The organism is Citrobacter sp. Cf116, from assembly GCF_030336505.1.
Taxonomy (GTDB): Bacteria; Pseudomonadota; Gammaproteobacteria; order Enterobacterales; family Enterobacteriaceae; genus Citrobacter; species Citrobacter freundii.
The window spans coordinates 93,155-113,107 of record NZ_JAOWEQ010000037.1 but is presented as its reverse complement, the minus strand read 5'-3'; the positions used below and the strand labels follow the sequence as shown (position 1 = coordinate 113,107).

The window sequence follows — 19,953 nt, the reverse complement described above, 5'->3', positions numbered from 1 at the left end:
GCATCCAGTTTAAGCAATGATCATAAACAAGCAGAGCCCTGGTTTTATAACCGGGGCTCTTCATTCTGACCACCGCCCTCTCAACAGAGGGAGAATTTAGTTATGACGGTGATTGGTGTCACCACGACGACAGCGTTTGTCATAATGACGTACCCACCAGTAACGGTCACTGATTTGTTCGTGTCCACCCACTCTGGCACCTGCTAACCAGAGAATACCGCCAACAAAAATACTGAGCACCGCACCATGTGCGAAAAACTGCGGCAGATTAAATTGCGGCAACTGGTTTAAAATTGAATAACCCACACCCACAACCATTACCACCAACCCTAAAGCCATGAGCACGTTACCGAGTAGCGAAGCGTTTTTGCGTTTCATGTGTCACCTCCGGAACTTTGGGTTGTTACAGGGAATACCCCTAATCCTTATGTGTAAAGTATAGACAACACTGCCGTTCGCAAGTGCGGGAGCGATCACAATTACAAACACTCATGCAACAAAACTTTACAAATAAGCCACTGAACATACTCATTTTCTAATAGTCCATTTGTGCAATTATTCAGCTTTTGGCGATAAGCACGCAGTTTTTTGTCAAGCGCACCGTCAGACAGTAAACTACACGTCGTTTATCGAAACACTCAGGACAAAACACGTGGCGATTAAATTGATTGTCGGCCTGGCGAACCCCGGCGCAGAGTATGCGGCAACGCGACACAACGCAGGCGCATGGTATGTCGATCTACTGGCAGAGAGATTACGCGCCCCCCTGCGCGATGAGCCGAAATTCTTCGGTTACACCTCCCGAGTAACGCTTGAAGGTGAAGATGTCCGTCTGCTGGTACCGACCACATTTATGAATCTTAGCGGCAAGGCCGTCGGCGCGATGGCCAGTTTTTATCGTATCAACCCAGATGAAATTTTGGTCGCGCACGATGAATTAGACCTGCCTCCTGGCGTCGCCAAATTTAAGCTTGGCGGAGGTCATGGCGGACATAATGGCCTGAAAGACATCATTAGCAAATTAGGTAATAACCCCAACTTTCATCGTTTACGCGTTGGAATAGGCCATCCGGGCGATAAAAACAAAGTTGTCGGATTTGTTTTAGGCAAACCGCCTGTTTCAGAACAGAAGTTAATTGATGAAGCGATTGACGAAGCGGCACGTTGTACCGAGATTTTGTTCAAAGATGGCCTGACCAAAGCTACGAGCCGGTTACACACCTTTAAAGCGCAATAAGCAGTGATGTGCGGCATTTTTCTCGCGTGCTGTGTATAATAGGCAAAGTTATTTACATTTCTACAATCTGTTTTCCATAACAGGTTGAATATCAAAAGATTAAGGTGATTTAAACATGGGATTCAAATGCGGTATCGTCGGTTTGCCAAACGTAGGCAAATCCACCCTGTTCAACGCGCTCACAAAAGCGGGTATTGAAGCGGCAAACTTCCCGTTCTGTACTATCGAGCCGAACACGGGTGTTGTCCCGATGCCCGATCCGCGTCTGGATCAGCTGGCCGAAATCGTCAAACCACAGCGTATCCTGCCTACAACGATGGAATTCGTCGACATTGCCGGTCTGGTAAAAGGCGCGTCCAAAGGTGAAGGTCTGGGTAACCAATTCCTTACCAACATCCGCGAAACCGAAGCTATCGGCCACGTGGTGCGTTGCTTTGAAAACGACAACATCATCCACGTTAATAACAAAGTGGATCCGGCTGACGACATCGAGGTTATCAATACCGAGCTGGCGTTGTCCGACCTCGACACCTGTGAGCGCGCTATCCATCGTGTGCAGAAGAAGGCCAAAGGCGGTGACAAAGACGCTAAAGCGGAACTGGCTGCGCTGGAAAAATGCCTGCCACAGCTGGAAAACGCCGGCATGCTGCGCGCACTGAAAACGCTGACTGACGAAGACAAAGCGGCCATCAAATACCTGAGCTTCCTGACCCTGAAGCCAACCATGTATATCGCTAACGTCAACGAAGACGGTTTTGAGAACAACCCGTACCTCGACAAAGTGCGCGAAATCGCGGCTGCCGAAGGTTCTGTTGTGGTTGCCGTTTGCGCTGCCGTTGAAGCTGACATCGCAGAACTCGATGATGCTGACCGTGAAGAATTCATGGCTGAAATGGGTCTGGAAGAGCCGGGCCTGAACCGCGTTATCCGTGCTGGTTACGAATTGCTGAACCTGCAGACCTACTTCACCGCTGGCGTGAAAGAAGTCCGTGCATGGACCATTCCTGTCGGCGCCACGGCTCCGCAGGCAGCAGGTAAAATCCATACCGACTTCGAGAAAGGCTTTATCCGCGCACAAACCATCGCGTTTGAAGATTTCATCACCTATAAAGGTGAGCAAGGTGCGAAAGAAGCTGGGAAAATGCGTGCCGAAGGTAAGGACTATATCGTCAAAGATGGCGATATCATGAACTTCCTGTTCAATGTCTAAATTTGTTGTCTCATGAGATCTCAACACATCTCATAAGAATCGCAAAAAGCTATAAAATCCACGCAATTGCGTGGATTTTTGTTTTCATTGCGTCTCAACTCATCTCGTCACAACACCGTCAAAAATGAGTACATATTGACACTGGCTCCTTCGTGAAGCAGACCGTCCTACAGTTTCTCCAGAATTAAACACGCTTCACGATTAAGCGTAATGAACTCCTGCCAGCTATATTGCTGTTGGTAGTTAAGCTGATACTGCTTCTCTACCTGGCAAATAAGCGGACGTGTTTCATAAATCGCACACAGCTTTGTCTCCATCTGATAGTGCTGACAAATGCCATCACCGCGATCTAGAAATTGCGTTTCACTGGCGCGATCGACGTGGCGGCAACAAGCGCCGCACTGGTTACAGGGAAACGCGGGCGTTAGCGTCATAGCTTACTTAACCAGCTACGCACAGAGCGGGTATTCCCTGCTTCAAACGGTAGCGTAATATTACGGCGCTCAACCTCTGCACCCAGCAACAAACCGCGCTCAATTTCACTATTCACCGCGTTAAGATGCAGCGAGAAACGCGATAACGCAGACGTATCAATAGCAAACTCTAACGCCGAAAGCTCCAGTAGATAACGATCGAGTTCAACATTCACCTGCTGATAATACTCTAGTGCTTTTTGATACTTATCTTTAAACGTATCCAGAAACGCCCAGACCTTTTTCATCAATGCGCTGTGTTCCAGGAAGTAGTTCATTACCAGCGTCAGAATACCTGTCGCCAGCGCACCGCAGAACGCGGCCAGTTCCGGACCAAAAGGAAAGACGAGCATCTTGGCTAAAGCATCATTAACCACCACTCCAGCAGCCACGGCCACACCTGCAGCCACCAGCTTGCTCACCGCTTTAGCTAGCTGCCCCGGCGTTAACCCCTCAGGGTTAAAGACCATAACTTTAAAGGCCTGTACCAAATTGTTCCACATCTCACGAATCAGGCGCACCATCATCTTCTTAGTCGTAAAGAAGATATTGAAGAGCGTCGTCGTAATGCTGGAGAGCACGCCACCGATGGCACCGTCTTTAAAGGACGTCAGGAAAGTGCTGAATTTACCCTGCACTCGCTGCCAGACTGCGCGTAATGCCTCCGCCGCATCTTGCAGGAAGTCTCCGGCATCGAATGAACGACGATGCTTCTCAAACATCACGGGAATACGCTCGCGGAACTCAAACCAGATCTCTGCCAGAACCAGCCCCAACATCTGCCGCGTTCCCATGCGAAATGCATTGTTCATTGTGGCGGTGGCGACATTCTTCGCAAACTTGCTGCTGGTGTAATATTCCCCATTGATCGTACTGTTGTATTTTGCCCGCGCCTTTTTGTCGGCCTCTTTCATCCGTTCAAAATCGGCGGCGGCTTTATTTTCCAGCTTATTCAGTTGTTTTTGCTCTTGCTCGGAAAGCGTTGGCTGGCTGCGCAAACGGGCAATTTCCTGCGTGGTCACAGCATGCTGTTCTTGTAGCGTTTGCACGAAGGCATCCATCGTTTTCGCCTTCTTCGCCTTATTCAGCGACTCATTCGTGAAGGTCAGATTTGATGAATCATTAGCCAGATCGGCACCATCGCATTCGGCAAGGATACGCCCTGGATCGTTGTGAATTTCATGGGCGGCAATAATATGGTCGAGGTTCTTTTTATCATTAGCCGCAAATTTCTCACCGGTGTAGGTATCGGTCAACGTACCGGCCTCGTGCGCCTTTTTTCCCGCCTGGTTGGTGGCAATGTAGTTTTCGTGGCTATGGTAATGATGAGAATCATACCCTTCACGTTGCTCGTACCGTTGACGCTCGGCATCGGTAGCATACACTCCCTCGCGAGCGTTATGAATGGTATTCACATCGCCGCCGTGTTTATCCTCCAGCAAGAGAAAATCCAACCCAAAAGAGGTGGTCAGACTCTTGACCACCGTCTGATGTAACTCTTCACCCCAGTCAAACCTGGCTGTGTTCATTGTGCTCGCCCATAGCAATGCCGGGCAGATTCGCCCGGCGAGTCGATTAAATACGAGAAGAAAATGCGTCAAACTCAGAAGCAGAAGCCGCCAGTTTTTCGTCCAGAATCTCTTTGTTCAGCAGGTTCATACCATTGCTGTCGGTCTGCAGTTGGATCACCCCATCTTCGATAATGGCTTCACCGTTTTCCTGCGTCACCGGCTTGAACAGCGGCGTGGTGATCACGTCGGTCATGATGGCGGCTAATTCATAACCATGGTCGATAATCGCCATGATCTCTTCCGACTCACTAATCTCGGTAGTGATATTCTTCTCATGACGTTCAACAATGATGGCATGCATCGCTTTCAGCGGCTCAAAGTAATGCTGAATAAAGACGCTATGCATACGGGTTATTGATTCATAAATGCTATTTACATACTGCTGCACCTTCGTCAGCTGCGCTTCAGCCGCATTCATTTTTTCCACCGCCGCGGTCACTTCACGGGAGCTTTGATAAGCATTGTTAAGCGCCTTTTCGGCATGGCTATCGTAAGCCCAGCCCGCAATAGCAATCAGCGGAGCCACCACTGCACCGCCAAGCACCATCGCGCCGCCCGCCATCCCCCAACCACCTGCGGCCAGGGAACCACCACCAATCGCCGCCATTGTGGCGTTATACGCCGCCGCACCAGACAGGGCGGCGATCGGCGTACCGGTAGAAGCTGCGGCAAACGCCATCACGCCGCTGTACACGGCAAAACCAGCGGCAGCACCAGAAACCCCGGCTCCGACGACCGTCGTTAGGTATTCCGTGGCGGAAATCGCCAGGTTCTGAATTTTATTGATGTTATGCTGTGGTACCTTCAGACGAAGATCTTTATGTCCATCTTTCGCCATACGCGCCAGCAGATCGTCGGCAATCGTTTTAAACTCATTGAAATCTTTACCGATTTCCAGCTCTTTTTCACCCAGTTCGGCCAGTTTTTTCGACGTTGTTTCATTTGCCAGATCAAAGCTCTCTTTATGCTTATCAAAGCGACGCTGCGCGCGATCTAATACATCATCAGCTTCCGATTTTTTCTGATAGCCATCATAAGCTTTTTTGCCGCCAAACGCCGTTGCCGCTGCCGCGACGCCCAGAATAATGAATGGTAATGCCATAGATAATAATCTCCTGTGCAATAAGTCGTTGTTACCCGCTACGCATCACATTCCTGAACAGGAACTGAGTTGCGATCGCCAGTGATGTAGTTATGCAGTAAGTTGATGACCGTTTTTTTCAACCATTCTGGTTCCAGAATTTCTATATTCGGTAACCAGAATAGAATTAGTGGAATAATTTGATTCTCATGTGCTGCCTTGCAAAGCAAAGTCACGCCATCATTCTCTTCGCGAATCAATTCTTGCTGAGGCAGTAAGTCTCGTCTTAAGAAGTAGCCAGCAATACTGTGTTTAATACGCACCCGCACCTCAAACGTCTCTTCACTCACCCAAGGATCGCGATGCTCATCAATTAATGACAGTGTGGGTGTATCGACAGCAAAATGCTCTTTCCGGATATCCAACCACCGAATTTTACTTAACGAAAAAGACTTTAGTTTCCCGTCCTCAGTCGCCTGCAGATACCAAATATTTTTCTGGTTAGCTAATTTATAAGGATGAACGGTGCGCGTTTTGTCTTTATATAAAATATGACAGACGCTGTTTTTCTGAATCGCTTTTTCTAATAAGTTAAAATACTTTCACAAATCATTTCTGACTGAATGCTCAGGACGACCAACCTGAACTCTAACATGCTGTTCTGCAGCTCTTTTCTCTAAGCTAAGCCAAAAATCCTCATCTCTGTCAGGAAAAACCGCGTCGGCGTCCAGCAGCTTTGCCAGTGGATCATGAAGGGCATAGGCGCTATTATTCTGCGCTCGAATCGGTATCAATCGATACTCTCCGCCACCACACCCCTCAATAAAGGAGGAAAGCATATTAAGATCACGATAGACCGTTCGTTCAGTGATATTAAATTTCTTCATCAACTGATAGCGATTCACAACGCCACAAGTTTGTAGCTCTATTAGGATATCGACTAAACGTTCTGCTGAGCAACTCCTTGCTGAATCAGCCATAAGCACCTACTTTTCTGTTTTCCTGACATGAATTATATATAAAATGCTGACATATCCTGTCAGTGTATCGGCACGTTGATCATTTTTTTTAGAGAAATCGGCAATTTATTTGACCGTTAGTCGCATTGGGCAATTTTTAGGGGCAAAAAGCTCTCCTCGTCAAGAGTAACTACCTGAGATATACAGCCAAAAGACCGCCTGCATACATACTCAACAAACTGGCTAACGGCTATCTCTTCCACTAAGCCAAATTTACAATGTGTTGATACGTTAACATTAATAAATAACGGTTATTTTATTGAAACCCAAAATTTCGGCGAGCGTTTAATACACGACCCAACTTTGAGCCTTGTGCGCTAAACAGTGACTTAACAGTACCTCCACGTTTCAGCTTTGTAACATCCACCAGCAAATTAGCGATTCCCTCCACATAATGCACTCATTCCTCCGGTTGATGAAAGGAAGCGATTGGGTTAATTATATTGAGGCGCGCGGAAGCCAGGGGCTGTCTACCCGCACGGTATCGCGGTGATCGAGCCCCTGGATAAGATGCAGTGCACTGAGACGGCCAATTTCATAATGCGGCAGCTGTACTGTGGATAGCGGCGGCAAAAACAGCTCGCCGGTGCCTACCATGTTGTCATAGCCCAGTACGGCAACATCCTGCGGAATGCGCAGCCCTCGCCCCAGCAAGACCTGGTAGATAACAAAAGCCACGCGGTCGTTACCGCATACCACCGCATCAAACATCGGACCCGTGCCACTCAGGTAATGCCCGGCAATCTCCGCCGCATCAATATGGTGACTCTCGCCCGCCGGAAGATAGTGGTGGAACATGGCATCAGGGTCTACGCCCGCTTCACGACAGGCGCGCTCCATTCCCGCCCGGCGGCGATTGGTGGCCACAATCCCTTTTGGCAGGTGGATGCACAGCAGCCGACGATAGCCTGCGGCCAACAGCGCTTTCACGCCAAGATATTGCCCTTGCTCATCATCAGGAATATAGGTGGGAAAAGGGCCACTGATGCTTTCGCAGTTCGCCAGCACGCAGCGATACTTATGCAGCTTTTCCGGCACCGGAACCTGACGCAGCCCCATCGCGGTGTAGATAATGCCGTCAGGGCGATGCGCCAGCAGCAGATCCACCATTTTCTCTGGCTGGTCATTGCTGAACATATTCACCACAAAGCTATTCCAACCGTGCGCCCGCGCGGTCTCTTCGATAGAGAGCGTTATCTCCACGGAAAACGGCGTGGTCATGGTGTCCAGCGCTAACACCCCGATAGTGTTAGCCGTGGTTTTCGCGCCACGAATTTTTTTCGCGGAGAGATCGGAGACATACCCCAGCGCATCTACCGCTTCCATCACCTTTTTATAGGTTTCTGGCCGCAGTCGTTCGGGCTCGTTAATTGCTCGCGATACGGTCATTAACGAGACGTTAGCCCGTTGCGCCACATCCTTTAAAGATGCCATACCCTCTCCTTTGACGGCGTTCACCCTTGCGGGTCTGAAAATGCGATCTTGATAACACCCGCAAAATGTTAACGTTAACTTTTGTGATTAACATCGATATTACCATCAATTCCGCGAGAAAACCGAGAATGTTAACGTTATCTTTAGCTCAATTCACTGACAGGGACAAGCAAATGACAGCATTACTCGCCGCGGCCAACGAGGCCCTAAACCAGCAAAAAGATCGTATCAATCCGCGCTGGTATCCGCGCTATCACCTCGCCCCTCCGGCGGGCTGGATGAATGACCCTAACGGCCTGTCCTGGTTCGATGGTTACTACCATGCGTTCTATCAGCACTATCCGTGGCAACCGGTCTGGGGGCCAATGCACTGGGGCCATGCGCGCAGCCGCGACATGGTGAACTGGGAGCACTTGCCGATAGCACTGGCGCCAGAAGGACCAGAAGATAAAGACGGCTGTTTTTCCGGTTCAGCGGTGGTTGACGGCAATAAACTGGCCCTGATCTACACCGGGCACAAATTCGACGGCGAAGCGAGAGAGGAAAACCTGTATCAGGTACAGTGCCTGGCTACCAGCACCGACGGGATTCACTTTGAACGCCAGGGCATGATTCTGAATACCCCGCGAGGCGTACACCATTTTCGCGATCCGAAAGTCTGGCAAGAGGGAGACAGCTGGTACATGGTGGTGGGTGCCCGGGTCGACGACGTGGGCGAAGTACAGCTCTATCGCTCGCAGGATCTGCAGCACTGGCAGTTTGCCAGTACGCTCGCCCAGGCCGATGACGGCATGGGCTACATGTGGGAGTGCCCGGACCTCTTCCCACTGAACGATAAGCTCGTCTTCATGTTCTCGCCGCAGGGCATCGCCGCGGACGGATACGATTACCGTAACCTGTTCCAGAGCGGCTATATGGTCGGCGAATGGCAGGATAACCATCAGTTCCACGTTACCCAACCCTTCCAGGAGATGGATCACGGGCATGATTTTTACGCCCCTCAATCATTTATCACTCCGGACGGTCGCCGCGTGGTGATCGGTTGGCTATCCATGTGGGAGTCGCCGATGCCAGAACAGGCCGACGGCTGGGCGGGCATGCTTACTCTTCCCCGGGAAGTGACGCTCGATGCAGATCTGCGGCTGCGCATGAACCCGGTCAAAGAGCTGGAGGCATTACGCGGTCAGCTTCATGTCTGGCCGGTCAGTGACCTGAACAATCGCACCCTGATGGTAGAAGAACAGGCGCATGCTCTCGAAGTCGAACTGAGCCTCGATATCGCCCGCAGCCATGCTGAACAGTATGGCATCGCGCTGGGTGACGGGCTGCGCGTCTTCGTCGATACCCAGGCACAGCGTCTGGTGCTGGAACGCCGCTATCCGCAACACGGCCTGTCGGGCTGCCGTAGCGTACCGCTGCCCGCCAATGATGTGCTGGACCTACATCTATTTATCGATAGTTCGTCGGTAGAGGTCTTTGTTAATCACGGCGAGTACACCCTTAGCAGCCGTATTTATCCTGAACCGGACGATCGCCAACTGACCTTATTTAGCCAGAACGGACACGCCATTTTTAATAACGGGCATGCCTGGCCGCTCGCCGCCAATTAACCACCCGTCTCACTGCTTTGGGGAAAAATAATGACAATCTGGACGCTTGGAGATGCCGTGGTGGATTTGCTACCGCGCGACAATATGCAGTTTGAAGCCTGTGCGGGAGGCGCGCCCTTCAATGTGGCCATCGGCGTCGCCCGCCTCGGCCATGACAGCGGCTTTATCGGCCGTGTGGGCAATGACACTTTTGGCCGCTTTCTGCATCAGACGCTGGTAACAGCGCAGGTGGATACAGGAAGTCTGGAGTTTGATGCACAACAGCACACCAGTACCGTACTGGTTTCACTAGCTCCCAACGGTGAGCGGCAGTTTGAGTTTTTGGTTAATCCGTCTGCCGATCAATTTCTCAGCCCGGCGAGCCTGCCCGACTTTGGTGCCGACACTCTGCACTTCTGCTCGCTGGCGCTGGTTGCCCCTGAGTGCCGCGCCACCCTTACCCAGGCAATGGACGCATTGCGACAGGCCGGCGGTACGCTGAGCTTTGACATCAATCTGCGTCCGCAGATGTGGAGCAACGAGATGCAGATGTTTGACCTTGTCAGCGAGTTTGCCCGGCAGAGCGACATTCTGAAGATGTCAGAGGAAGAACTGCTTTGGCTAACACAGACCGAGGATTTAAGCAGCGCCTGCGAGCGCCTGACTGGTTTTCCCGCACGCCTGAAAATCATAACCCGCGGTGCCGACGGCGCTATCGTTTTCTGGCAGAACAACAGGCTGACTTTAAGCGGCTATCTCGTCGACAGCATCGATACCACCGGCGCCGGTGACGCTTTTATGGCCGGGCTGCTGGCGGCACTCGCCGGAGAAGGCTGGCCCACATCGACATCAACGCTACTTCCGCTTATCGAGCAGGCCAGCGCTTGTGGTGCTCTGGCGACCACCCGGCGTGGCGCGCTAAGCGCGTTTCCCGACAGCCAACACCTGAGCAGCTTTATTCAGTCACAACCGTCGCTACGGAGAACGATTACCCCGTAATAAAGCGCACTGTTATGTCGTATCAGAAAGACCTTACAATGACCTGATCTGGATTGGAAAAATCATGAAGATAAATATGCCGTTCAGTAATGATAAATATCGATACTCATCCGGGTATCTGCTCTTTTTCTTTGCCGCCTGGTCGTTGTGGTGGTCTTTTTATGCAATATGGCTAAAAAATAAACTTGGCCTGTCCGGAACGGAGCTGGGAATGCTGTATGCCGTAAACCAGTTTTTCAGCATGCTGTTTATGCTGGGCTACGGTTTTATGCAGGATAAGCTCGGTACCCGCAAACCCCTTATCTGGATGATAGGGACTGTCATCACGCTCAGCGGTCCGTTCCTGATTTATGTTTATGAACCGCTGCTGGTCTCCAACTTCAAGCTTGGCATGGTGCTAGGCGCCATTTTCTTTGGCCTTGGCTATCTCGCCGGTTGCGGTCTGGTGGAAAGCTTCGTCGAGAAAGTGAGCCGCAAATTCAACTTTGAATTCGGCACCGCCCGCTTGTGGGGATCGCTTGGCTACGCCGCAGGGACTTTTGTTGGCGGTATCTTCTTCAGCATCAACCCACACATTAACTTCTGGTGCGTGTCGGTCATGGGGGTGTTATTCCTGGTGATTAACGTGGTGTTCAAAACCGACGCACCGGCCCCGGCATCCGCGGATACACGTTCGCCCGAGCCAGACGCGCTGACCCGAAAGGATTTTCTCACCATCTTTAAAGATTCGCAGTTCTGGTTTTTCGTTATCTTTGTCGTCGGCACCTGGTCGTTCTATAGCATCTACGATCAGCAGATGTTCCCGGTGTTTTACGCCAGCTTATTTGACGATCCCGAACTGGCACCACGCGTATACGGCTACCTCAACTCGGTACAAGTCTTTATGGAGGCCGTCGGTATGGCGCTGGTTCCGTTCCTGATTAACCGCATCGGGCCTAAATCCGCATTGCTGCTGGGTGGAACAATCATGACCTGTCGAATCCTGGGTTCAGCACTGTTCACCGATATATATATTATCTCCTTGATTAAAATGCTCCATGCGCTGGAGGTCCCACTGTTTGTTATTTCAGTGTTTAAATTCAGCGTAGCGAATTTTGATAAGCGCCTGTCGTCAACGATATATCTTATTGGCTTCAATATTGCCAGTTCCATTGGCATCATCGTGCTGTCACTGCCTGTCGGTAAGTTGTTTGATAAAGTGGGCTATCAGGAAATCTTCCTGATTATGGCGAGCATCGTGGTAATAACACTAATATTTGGCTACTTCTCGCTGAGTAAAAAGCATCATCAGCAGAAGGGTATCAATGAACTGGTGACTGAGTAGCGAAGTTTTATTAATATCGCGACAGGGCCATTAGCCCTGTCGTCCCCCTCAACAGTAAGTACGAACTGTCGATTTACTCAGGCATGTTCCAGCCAGTTGCGGAATATTTGCGCTCGCAGTATTCCCTGAAAATCAATCAGCCCAGAACAACCAAGCTTCTTGATCAGATTCTGCCGGGCCTGGTAAATCGTTTTTAAGTGTAGATTTAACAATGCGGATATCTCAAAAATAGTTCGACCTTCTCCTAACTGCGTTAAAATATATTTATCTCTCGCGGTTAATGAGATATTTGAATCCGATTGATTCTCGTGATTACCACCAGCACGAGTAATATCAACAATAAATTGTTTGATTGAGGCAACTCCGATATCTACTGGTAGTCTGTAAAGCGAAACATCATTAAGATACTGATACAAATGACCATCAATCAGCAATACCAGACGATGCGTTTTCAGATTGTAATTTTGCTTTTTTACCGCCTCAAAGTGATTCGCGGTAAAGAATACAAGTCGCGCCTTGTCATCTTCAAAAACGATATCTGCAAGAATATTCTTTAACCCTTGCCTGATAAAAATATCATCAATCCATAACTCTGCGTTTAGAGTATGTTCCTGAACGATGTTCATCATTATGGCCTCAATGAAAAATCATAATTGATTTAGAGGGGTGCTATGTATAGTCTTAATCCAAAAAATGCTTAGCATAAGGGCTTTCAGCATATAACAAGGGTACTGTACATATTTTGTTAATATGAAGACTTATTAAACGTCGTCAGCTGTGTAGCGCAATACTATTTCCAGGGTTTTTCTGATAACATCTGCCTGGACAACGTCAACCGTTGACTCCAGAGAACAAATCAGGCTTAAAATGATGTTTTTATTATTAACATTATCACCTGCCAGAATTACATTTGTTACCGCCTGCCCCAATACCACAGATTCATCTGCTAATAGCTCACCTGCATTATGGAAGTAACTTGATAAAGCTTTATCCGTCATTACGTTGTGGACATTAATTTCATGGAGCATGGTAACCTCGCTTGTATAGTCTGGAAGATTATCTTTAATGTAATTTAGGGTTTTTGCTGGCACTGAATGCACTCTCATCTCTGGTTTTATCCGGTTTTCTGCTTATTTTCTCCGGATTAATGTTTGTAAAATCATTGATAACGCTGTCAATTAATTGCTTGCGTGTGCCATCTATTTCACTGGCCTGCATAAGTCGCAATTGCTTAATCACTGCAGCTAACGAAACGTCTCTATGCATTCGCAGAATTTCTAGCACAGCCAAACCTGTAATTTCATGTTTCAAGCGTTCACTATCAGTTTTCTTCATAACGCCTTCACTACTTACCCCTATCATATAAGGGGTTTATTTTATTCAAAGAGCAGGCCAATTAGCGCATTGTAATGTTTTTGTTCTTTCTCCCCTGATGCTTTTTCAAGACGACACAGAAGCTTAGTGCAAAGTGATTTGCGGTTCAGATTACGTCCATCTTTGAGTATCTCAGTGACGATTTCTCCCAATGTTTCCTGTTGAGTTGGCAGATGCGCCTTTGCAAAGTAACGAGAAATCGCGCTTGCAGTATCAGTGCGAACGTTATGCTGCTGCATGTCATGCTCCTGTATCAAAATGCTGGTGAATATTAAGTTTTATAACAGTAGCAAAGTTGTACCAAAAATGTGTACAACAAGATTAATTTGTTTTTACCAAAATATGCTAAATGATACAAATCAATTACTTATAATTGTATCGATTGATATAAACATTAGGATCACTGTACAAATCACGTCGTAACATGGCTAAATTTCATCTTAATCAGACCGCTCAATTGTGAAGTTAAAGTTAGAATAATGTATTAAAATCAGGACATAACCTGGGTTGTCTGATACTGTCATATATCTTCCTCTCCCTTATTCCCGGACTGTCCATGCTCACGACCATTATTTACCGCAGCCATCTACGTGATGACGCCCCCCTCAAAGCGCTTGAGGATATGGTGACAGCCGCAAATATCAAAAACAGGCGATCTGATGTTACGGGAATCTTACTCTTTAACGGTCACCACTTTTTCCAACTGCTTGAAGGCCCTGAGGAGCAGGTAAAAGAGATTTATTGTTGTATTTGTAACGATCCACGGCACCACAATATCGTTGAGCTGATGTGTGATTACGCTCCTGCGAGAAGATTCGGAAAAGTGGGAATGGAGTTATTTGATCTACAAAAACATGAACGCAATGACGTTCTGCAAGCTGTGCTGAATAAGGGAACATCAAAATTTCAGCTCACCTATGATGACAGGGCGTTACAGTTTTTCCGCACATTTGTCCTTGCGACGGAAAAATCGAGCTATTTTGAAATACCAGCGCCGGATTGCTGGAGTTTTATTGCCAACAACTCTTGTACTCTCCTGGATGAAAACACACTCCCATCCGATATCGATTTCAGCTTTGCTTTTCAACCAATTATCGATCCTATGTCGCAACGCGTCATTGCTCTGGAAGCACTTATTCGTGGTAGAGACGGTGAAACGCCCGCAACTTATTTTGACAACTTAAATCCTGAGGAACTGTATACCGCGGATCTGCAGAGCAAAAAGACTGCTTTTGCAATGGCAAGCGCGCTGGGACTTAACGACAAAATGCTGTCAGTCAATCTGCTCCCCATGACGCTGGTAAACAAACCCAATGCAGTCAGCTTTCTTATAAACGAAATCGCTGCGCACGGGCTAGTGCCTGAACAAATCATTGTAGAGTTTACCGAAAGTGAAGTTATTTCTCGCTTTGATACGTTCGCGCAGGCCGTGAAGTCACTCAAGGCTGCGGGGATCTGTGTGGCGATAGACCATTTTGGGGCAGGTTTTGCCGGGCTTCAGCTTCTGTCTCGTTTTCAACCCGACCGAATTAAGATAAGCCGCGAGCTGATCACGGATGTGCATAAAAGTGGACCGCGGCAGGCTATCATTCAGGCAATTATCAAATGCTGCGCGTCACTGGAAATTATGATTTCCGCAGTCGGCGTTGAAACACCCGAAGAGTGGATGTGGCTTGAATCCGCGGGCATTGAAATCTTCCAGGGTAACCTTTTTGCACAAGCCTGCCTGAATGGTATTCCATCTGTTGCATGGCCAGAGAAAAATGATTTCTCAGCGTCACAATAACTAACGCATTGTTATAAATCAACAATCACCACAACCGCCCTCATGCCGAACATAAAAAAACAGCATTTACTCCTTGCATGATAGTAAAGTAAATCTTAATTTTGCTAGAATCTTATATATGTTTTGTACAATTTGATGAATGTTGTACAAAGTAGCAGGAACCGCATATCGGTGACGGAGAATCAGGAGTGTCCGGGGGAACTATGGCTTATTACAGCATTGGGGATGTCGCAGAACGTTGCGGGATAAATCCTGTCACCCTTCGGGCATGGCAACGACGTTACGGTTTACTCAAACCTCAACGCAGTGAAGGTGGCCACCGACTCTTTGATGAAGAAGATATTCAGCGTATTGAAGAAATAAAACGTTGGATTAGCAATGGCATACCTGTTGGTAAAGTTAAGGCATTGCTGGAAACCAGTACCCGTCAAGCTGACGACGACTGGAATCAATTACAAGAAGAGATGATGAGCATTCTTCGCATGGCACATCCACCGAAGCTGCGAGCCAAAATTACCGCACTCGGTCGCGTTCACCCCGTAGATGCGCTGATTGATCACGTTTATCTTCCCGTACGTCAACGGCTGATACTTGACCATAATACATCCCGCATAATGAACAGCATGCTTGATGGCGCATTGATTGAATATGTTGCAACACTGCTGTCTGAAACGCGGCGCAAGTCAGGAAAGGATGCTCTCCTGCTGGCCTGGGATGTTGAAGACAGAACCCGTCTGTGGCTCGAAGCCTGGCGTTTATCGCAATCTGGTTGGCATATTGCCGTTCTGGCTGAACCCATTGAATCGCCAAGACCTGAACTTTTCCCTGGGCAAACGCTTTTTGTCTGGACCGGTATCGCGCCAACCCGCAGACAAAATGAACTGCTACAACACTGGAATGAGCAAGGTTATAAGGTCATTTTCCACAGCCCGTAGCCAATACGTAATACGTGTAAGATAAATCATACGACTCTCATTTTTTGGGTGGTTATTTTGAGTACCATCCAAGGAATATGTTGCCCCCTATTCTCCTGACTTAACACCCGCCATAGCATAAAAACAAAACAACATACTCACCCGTTGGTATTATTTTTTTGTCGACGACATCACCTTTTTCCTAAGTAAAATTCATTAGATCAACTGGCGTACACCTAATACTTATTCTAGGGTTAAATTATGTCTTCTTGTGCCACATTATTGTTTTTCTAAAGTAATAAATGTGGTTATTTGAAAAAGGTAAAGGATATGGCTCTAGTCTTAGACAAACGCTTAATTCTTTGTTGCTGCGCCTTTTCCATTATCTCTGTGGCAAATGCAGCAACCGTTAACGGAACATTTCAGGTGCTGATGACGATTCAAAAGGCCTGTACCGTGACTGCGGGTTCGGCTTCAAATATCACACTTGGTCCGGTGAATACCACGGCGACAAATACCAGTGCAAGCAACACTATTTCAATTAATTGCTCAAAAACCACGCCCTATTTTATCGGGCTGGCGCCGTCGGCCGCTAATGGAGGGACGACGACGGGCTCGGGCGCCATGTCCTCTGTGGCTAACGCTGCTACCAATACCGATAAAGTGCCCTATCAGCTATATCGCACGTCAGCAACAGGTCCGGTATGGGGAAATACCGCCACCGACACCGCACCTGGGAATGGCGTAGCAGCGACAGGGACCGGCCTGGTGCAAACTTTTACTGTTTATGCCACCGCACCGAGCGCCAACTTCACTCCTGACGACTATGCCGACACGGTAACGGTTAACGTTAACTACTAACTTCAGGAAGCTATATGAGAGTAAAACTGCCTGTTAAGCAGTGTGCCTGCGCATGCCTGCTAGGGATGGTTGCGAGCGCCAACCTTGCCACTGCCAGTGGGCTGCAAATAGCCCCGGTCACGTTAACGTTGCAAGCGACGCAAAATGCCGATGGTATCTGGTTGAGTAACGCGGGTGAAAATGTGCTCAATGCCCAGGTTCGGGTTTTTCGCTGGAGTCAAAGTGCTTATGACAACAAACTTTCCCCCTCTCAGGGGCTGGTGATAAGCCCGCCGATGTTGGCATTAGCCCCTGGAGAACGTCAGTTGATTCGAGTTATTCGCACAAGCCCTCCCTCGGCACATGCCGAAGACGCTTATCGTTTGTCGATAGATGAGTTACCGCCTGCAAAAGTAGAAAAAAATAAGCTTCAGTTTGTGCTGCATTATTCCGTTCCCGTTTTCATTCAACCAACATCAGCGGCACAAACGCAGGCAAAACTGCAATGGAAATTACAACAACTGGATGGCAAAAAATTTATTGAAATCAGTAATCAGGGAAATGGGCATGCACAGTTATCTGCTGCAACATTTATAAGCCCTGACGGTACTAAAAAAGTCATTACACCCGGACTATTAGGCTACGTTTTACCAGGCTCAACAATGCGCTGGATAGTCTCCCCGTCGGCCAGTAATAATCATTATGGCGGGAAAATTGAAGTCACAATCAATGGCCAAAAAACAGTACAAGATCTGTAACAGATTCTGGCTTCTGGTGAAATTTTGCTTTCTCAATGGAGTATTAATATCGGGAATGGTTTGCGCACAAACGCTGAATAATAACCAGAGTGAGAATGGTGTTATTAATAGCACCTCACAAATTACGGGAGTCGATTTGTATCTCGATGTCACCTTAAATGGGAATCCCGTTGGGCTGGTACATTTTGGCTACGATAATGGAAAGCTTTATGCGGGGGCTAATACCCTGAGTAAAATGGGCTTTCGCTTTGCTCCAGACGCCACTAACGCCGTCTGCCTGAACGATATCCCCCAGTTAACCATTGACTACAACGTTCAGTTGCAAACGCTCTCGCTTACTGCGCCACTTAGTTCACTCGATCTTGCCACCACGCAGCTTAACTCGCCTACCGAAACCGCGCCAACGGCGACAACATCACGCGGAGCGCTGCTCAATTATGATATCTATACCCAGCAGGGGGATGAGAGCGTAATAAATACCTTCAGTGAACTTCGCGCCTTCAATGCTGCCGGCGTGCTCAGCACCACCCAGTTGACGCAGTACTCCACCGAGGAATACGCCGATAACAGCTTTGAGCGCCTTGATACCAGCTGGCGTACCTCATTTCCTGATACGATGTTGGCGTTAACCGTTGGCGATACCCTGACAAGCTCACTCATCTGGTCCCGACCAACGCGTATCGGCGGCATTCAGATAGGCACCGATTTTGGTTTACAGCCCTATATGCCAACCACCCCGCTCCCTGCATATCTGGGATCCGCGACGTTGCCATCAAACGTTGAGCTGTACGTGGACGGTGTCAGGTACTACAACGGAGAAGTCCCCGCAGGTAGTTTTCAGATCAACACCATGCCTAACATCAGCGGCGCGGGAACGGGTCAGGTGATGATGACAGACGCGCTGGGCAGAACGAGCGTACAAAATTTCTCGTTCTACAACGATCAACAACTCCTGCGGGAAGGATTAACCGCCTGGTCGGCAGAATTGGGCACGGTACGCGAAAATTATGGTTATTCCTCTTTTGACTATGCCAGCGCACCGGTATTGAGCGCTACGTGGCGTCGCGGGTTTAGCAATACGTTGACCGCCGGGGCTCACGCGGAAACCAGCGATGGACTAATTAACGCAGGCTTCAGTAACGACTGGATCCCGGGAACCCGCAGCGGCACATTTTCGACATCACTTGCCGCAAGTAGCGATTCAGGGCAGAACGGATTTCTGTATAGCTTTGGTTATCGTTGGTCCGGCGAACGGTTTAATTTCAGTACCAGTACCACGGCAACTTCTGGCGATTACCGCGATGTCGCCACCCATTATGGTGAGCCGCCCCCAACGCTTAACAGCAACACGGTCATTGGCTATTCGCTGGAATCTGCCGGAAATGTCAGCCTGAGTTACCTGCAGTTTCGTTATCCACACGAAAATGCGGTGCGCTACGCCAACGCCAGCTGGTTCAAATCCGTTACAGACAACATCTCACTGAATGCCGGATTCAACCAGAACATTGACGATAACCGCGATCGCAGTATCTATCTGATGGTAACGATTACCACTGATAACAATCTGAGCGCCAGCAGCACGCTACAACGCACCAACGATGAAACCGGCTATCAGCTCAACGCCAGCAAGACGCCGCCTGCCGACGGCGGTTGGGGCTGGAATCTGGCCGCCAGTCAGCAGGCTTCCCGACAAAGTGGCCAGGGAGAAGTAGGATATCTGGGGCGTTATGGTAAAGCGTACGCGGGATTCAGCCGTTTACCGGATAACCATTACGGCTACGCAGGCGCAACCGGATCGCTGGTGACCATGGGAGGCGGCTTGTTTGCAGCAAGGGAAATCAACAATGGTTTTGCCGTCGTCTCAACTGACGGCGTGCCTGATGTTCCAGTCAAATTGCAAAATAACCTGATTGGCCGCAGCGATGACCAGGGACTACTGCTGGTCACGCCGCTCAACAGTTATCAAAAAAACCTGATCAGTATTGACCCGATGGATCTCCCCACCAATATGCGGATCGCACGCGTTGAGACGAATGCCACGCCTGCCGATCGTTCTGGTACTTTGGTTAGTTTTGGCATCACCCCCGTACGTGCTGCGCAGGTTATCCTCGTCGACAATCAGGGTAAGCCAATTGCTGAAGGTAGCATGGCTTACGCCATCAACGGAAAAGGACAGTCGTCTGTCGTTGGTTTTGATGGGATGACCTGGTTCGACACCCTGGAGCAGCACAACACGCTGCGCGTTGATACGGACACCGGTAGTTGTCGCGTGCAATTTGACTATCCCGTGTCAGCAAAGGGGATTATGCAAATAGGCCCACTGGTTTGTCGCCCACACTAACAG

19 protein-coding genes and 1 pseudogene are annotated in these 19,953 nt (G+C 48.9%); 10 read left to right on the top strand and 10 right to left on the bottom strand.

Annotation, left to right across the window (positions count from 1 at the left end; genetic code table 11):
- Positions 1-96: 96 nt before the first annotated feature.
- A complete protein-coding gene (gene ychH, locus OGV74_RS09940) occupies positions 97-378 on the bottom strand; it encodes a stress-induced protein YchH (RefSeq protein ID WP_003020810.1) in 282 nt (93 codons plus the stop codon).
- 274 nt (positions 379-652) lie between these two features.
- On the opposite strand from ychH, the gene pth reads away from it, so the two are divergent.
- Together pth and ychF are read left to right on the top strand one after the other, a co-directional pair.
- On the top strand, positions 653-1,237 hold the full coding sequence (gene pth / locus OGV74_RS09935; protein ID WP_003020814.1) for an aminoacyl-tRNA hydrolase: 585 nt from the start codon (positions 653-655) through the stop codon (positions 1,235-1,237).
- A gap of 115 nt (positions 1,238-1,352) precedes the next feature.
- Positions 1,353-2,447 carry a redox-regulated ATPase YchF gene (gene ychF, locus OGV74_RS09930; RefSeq protein ID WP_003020818.1) on the top strand — a complete coding sequence of 365 codons (1,095 nt, stop codon included), beginning with the start codon at positions 1,353-1,355 and terminating at the stop codon, positions 2,445-2,447.
- 167 nt (positions 2,448-2,614) lie between these two features.
- Here the strand turns inward: ychF and OGV74_RS09925 are convergent, their stop codons facing one another.
- The 5 genes and pseudogenes from OGV74_RS09925 to OGV74_RS09905 all read right to left on the bottom strand — a co-directional run bounded on the left by OGV74_RS09925 (position 2,615) and on the right by OGV74_RS09905 (position 8,025).
- Positions 2,615-2,881: a YkgJ family cysteine cluster protein gene (locus OGV74_RS09925; protein WP_003020821.1), complete on the bottom strand. Its 267-nt coding sequence runs from the start codon at positions 2,879-2,881 to the stop codon at positions 2,615-2,617.
- Complete coding sequence (locus OGV74_RS09920) at positions 2,878-4,449, bottom strand: cobalamin adenosyltransferase (protein WP_286520742.1); 1,572 nt, start codon at positions 4,447-4,449, stop codon at positions 2,878-2,880. The genes OGV74_RS09925 and OGV74_RS09920 overlap by 4 nt, the downstream gene beginning before the upstream one ends.
- Positions 4,450-4,495: 46 nt before the next feature.
- On the bottom strand, positions 4,496-5,593 hold the full coding sequence (locus OGV74_RS09915) for a hypothetical protein (RefSeq protein ID WP_003020828.1): 1,098 nt from the start codon (positions 5,591-5,593) through the stop codon (positions 4,496-4,498).
- Between the two features lie 38 nt (positions 5,594-5,631).
- Positions 5,632-6,552: pseudogene (locus tag OGV74_RS09910) on the bottom strand (helix-turn-helix transcriptional regulator).
- Positions 6,553-7,029: 477 nt separating this feature from the next.
- The gene (locus tag OGV74_RS09905; RefSeq protein WP_086504147.1) at positions 7,030-8,025 is read right to left on the bottom strand and encodes a LacI family DNA-binding transcriptional regulator; all 996 of its coding nucleotides are present in this window, start codon (positions 8,023-8,025) and stop codon (positions 7,030-7,032) included.
- Positions 8,026-8,198: 173 nt separating this feature from the next.
- On the opposite strand from OGV74_RS09905, the gene OGV74_RS09900 reads away from it, so the two are divergent.
- The 3 genes from OGV74_RS09900 to OGV74_RS09890 all read left to right on the top strand — a co-directional run bounded on the left by OGV74_RS09900 (position 8,199) and on the right by OGV74_RS09890 (position 11,937).
- Positions 8,199-9,635: a glycoside hydrolase family 32 protein gene (locus OGV74_RS09900; protein ID WP_086504148.1), complete on the top strand. Its 1,437-nt coding sequence runs from the start codon at positions 8,199-8,201 to the stop codon at positions 9,633-9,635.
- A gap of 30 nt (positions 9,636-9,665) precedes the next feature.
- The gene (locus tag OGV74_RS09895; RefSeq protein ID WP_086504149.1) at positions 9,666-10,613 is read left to right on the top strand and encodes a PfkB family carbohydrate kinase; all 948 of its coding nucleotides are present in this window, start codon (positions 9,666-9,668) and stop codon (positions 10,611-10,613) included.
- 64 nt (positions 10,614-10,677) lie between these two features.
- Entirely contained in the window at positions 10,678-11,937 is a 1,260-nt protein-coding gene (locus OGV74_RS09890) for an MFS transporter (protein WP_086504150.1), read from the top strand.
- Between the two features lie 77 nt (positions 11,938-12,014).
- On the opposite strand, the gene OGV74_RS09885 is transcribed toward OGV74_RS09890, so the two are convergent.
- The 4 genes from OGV74_RS09885 to ycgZ form a co-directional block, all read right to left on the bottom strand.
- On the bottom strand, positions 12,015-12,566 hold the full coding sequence (locus tag OGV74_RS09885; protein WP_003020846.1) for a LuxR C-terminal-related transcriptional regulator: 552 nt from the start codon (positions 12,564-12,566) through the stop codon (positions 12,015-12,017).
- A 132-nt stretch (positions 12,567-12,698) separates the two neighbouring features.
- Entirely contained in the window at positions 12,699-12,965 is a 267-nt protein-coding gene (locus OGV74_RS09880; RefSeq protein WP_086504151.1) for a biofilm development regulator YmgB/AriR family protein, read from the bottom strand.
- A gap of 34 nt (positions 12,966-12,999) precedes the next feature.
- On the bottom strand, positions 13,000-13,272 hold the full coding sequence (locus OGV74_RS09875; RefSeq protein WP_003844030.1) for a hypothetical protein: 273 nt from the start codon (positions 13,270-13,272) through the stop codon (positions 13,000-13,002).
- Between the two features lie 41 nt (positions 13,273-13,313).
- Positions 13,314-13,550: a regulatory protein YcgZ gene (gene ycgZ / locus OGV74_RS09870; protein ID WP_003020856.1), complete on the bottom strand. Its 237-nt coding sequence runs from the start codon at positions 13,548-13,550 to the stop codon at positions 13,314-13,316.
- A gap of 317 nt (positions 13,551-13,867) precedes the next feature.
- Between ycgZ and OGV74_RS09865 the strand changes: the two genes are divergently transcribed.
- The 5 genes from OGV74_RS09865 to OGV74_RS09845 all read left to right on the top strand — a co-directional run bounded on the left by OGV74_RS09865 (position 13,868) and on the right by OGV74_RS09845 (position 19,950).
- On the top strand, positions 13,868-15,097 hold the full coding sequence (locus tag OGV74_RS09865) for a diguanylate phosphodiesterase (RefSeq protein WP_286520736.1): 1,230 nt from the start codon (positions 13,868-13,870) through the stop codon (positions 15,095-15,097).
- A gap of 203 nt (positions 15,098-15,300) precedes the next feature.
- Positions 15,301-16,032 carry a MerR family transcriptional regulator gene (locus OGV74_RS09860; RefSeq protein WP_003841536.1) on the top strand — a complete coding sequence of 244 codons (732 nt, stop codon included), beginning with the start codon at positions 15,301-15,303 and terminating at the stop codon, positions 16,030-16,032.
- Positions 16,033-16,341: 309 nt separating this feature from the next.
- Positions 16,342-16,872: a Csu type fimbrial protein gene (locus tag OGV74_RS09855; protein ID WP_086504153.1), complete on the top strand. Its 531-nt coding sequence runs from the start codon at positions 16,342-16,344 to the stop codon at positions 16,870-16,872.
- 14 nt (positions 16,873-16,886) lie between these two features.
- Positions 16,887-17,609 (top strand): fimbrial biogenesis chaperone, encoded by a 723-nt coding sequence (locus tag OGV74_RS09850; protein WP_200054574.1) that lies wholly within the window; start codon positions 16,887-16,889, stop codon positions 17,607-17,609.
- A 55-nt stretch (positions 17,610-17,664) separates the two neighbouring features.
- A complete protein-coding gene (locus OGV74_RS09845) occupies positions 17,665-19,950 on the top strand; it encodes a fimbria/pilus outer membrane usher protein (RefSeq protein WP_086504155.1) in 2,286 nt (761 codons plus the stop codon).
- The last annotated feature ends 3 nt before the right edge of the window (positions 19,951-19,953 follow it).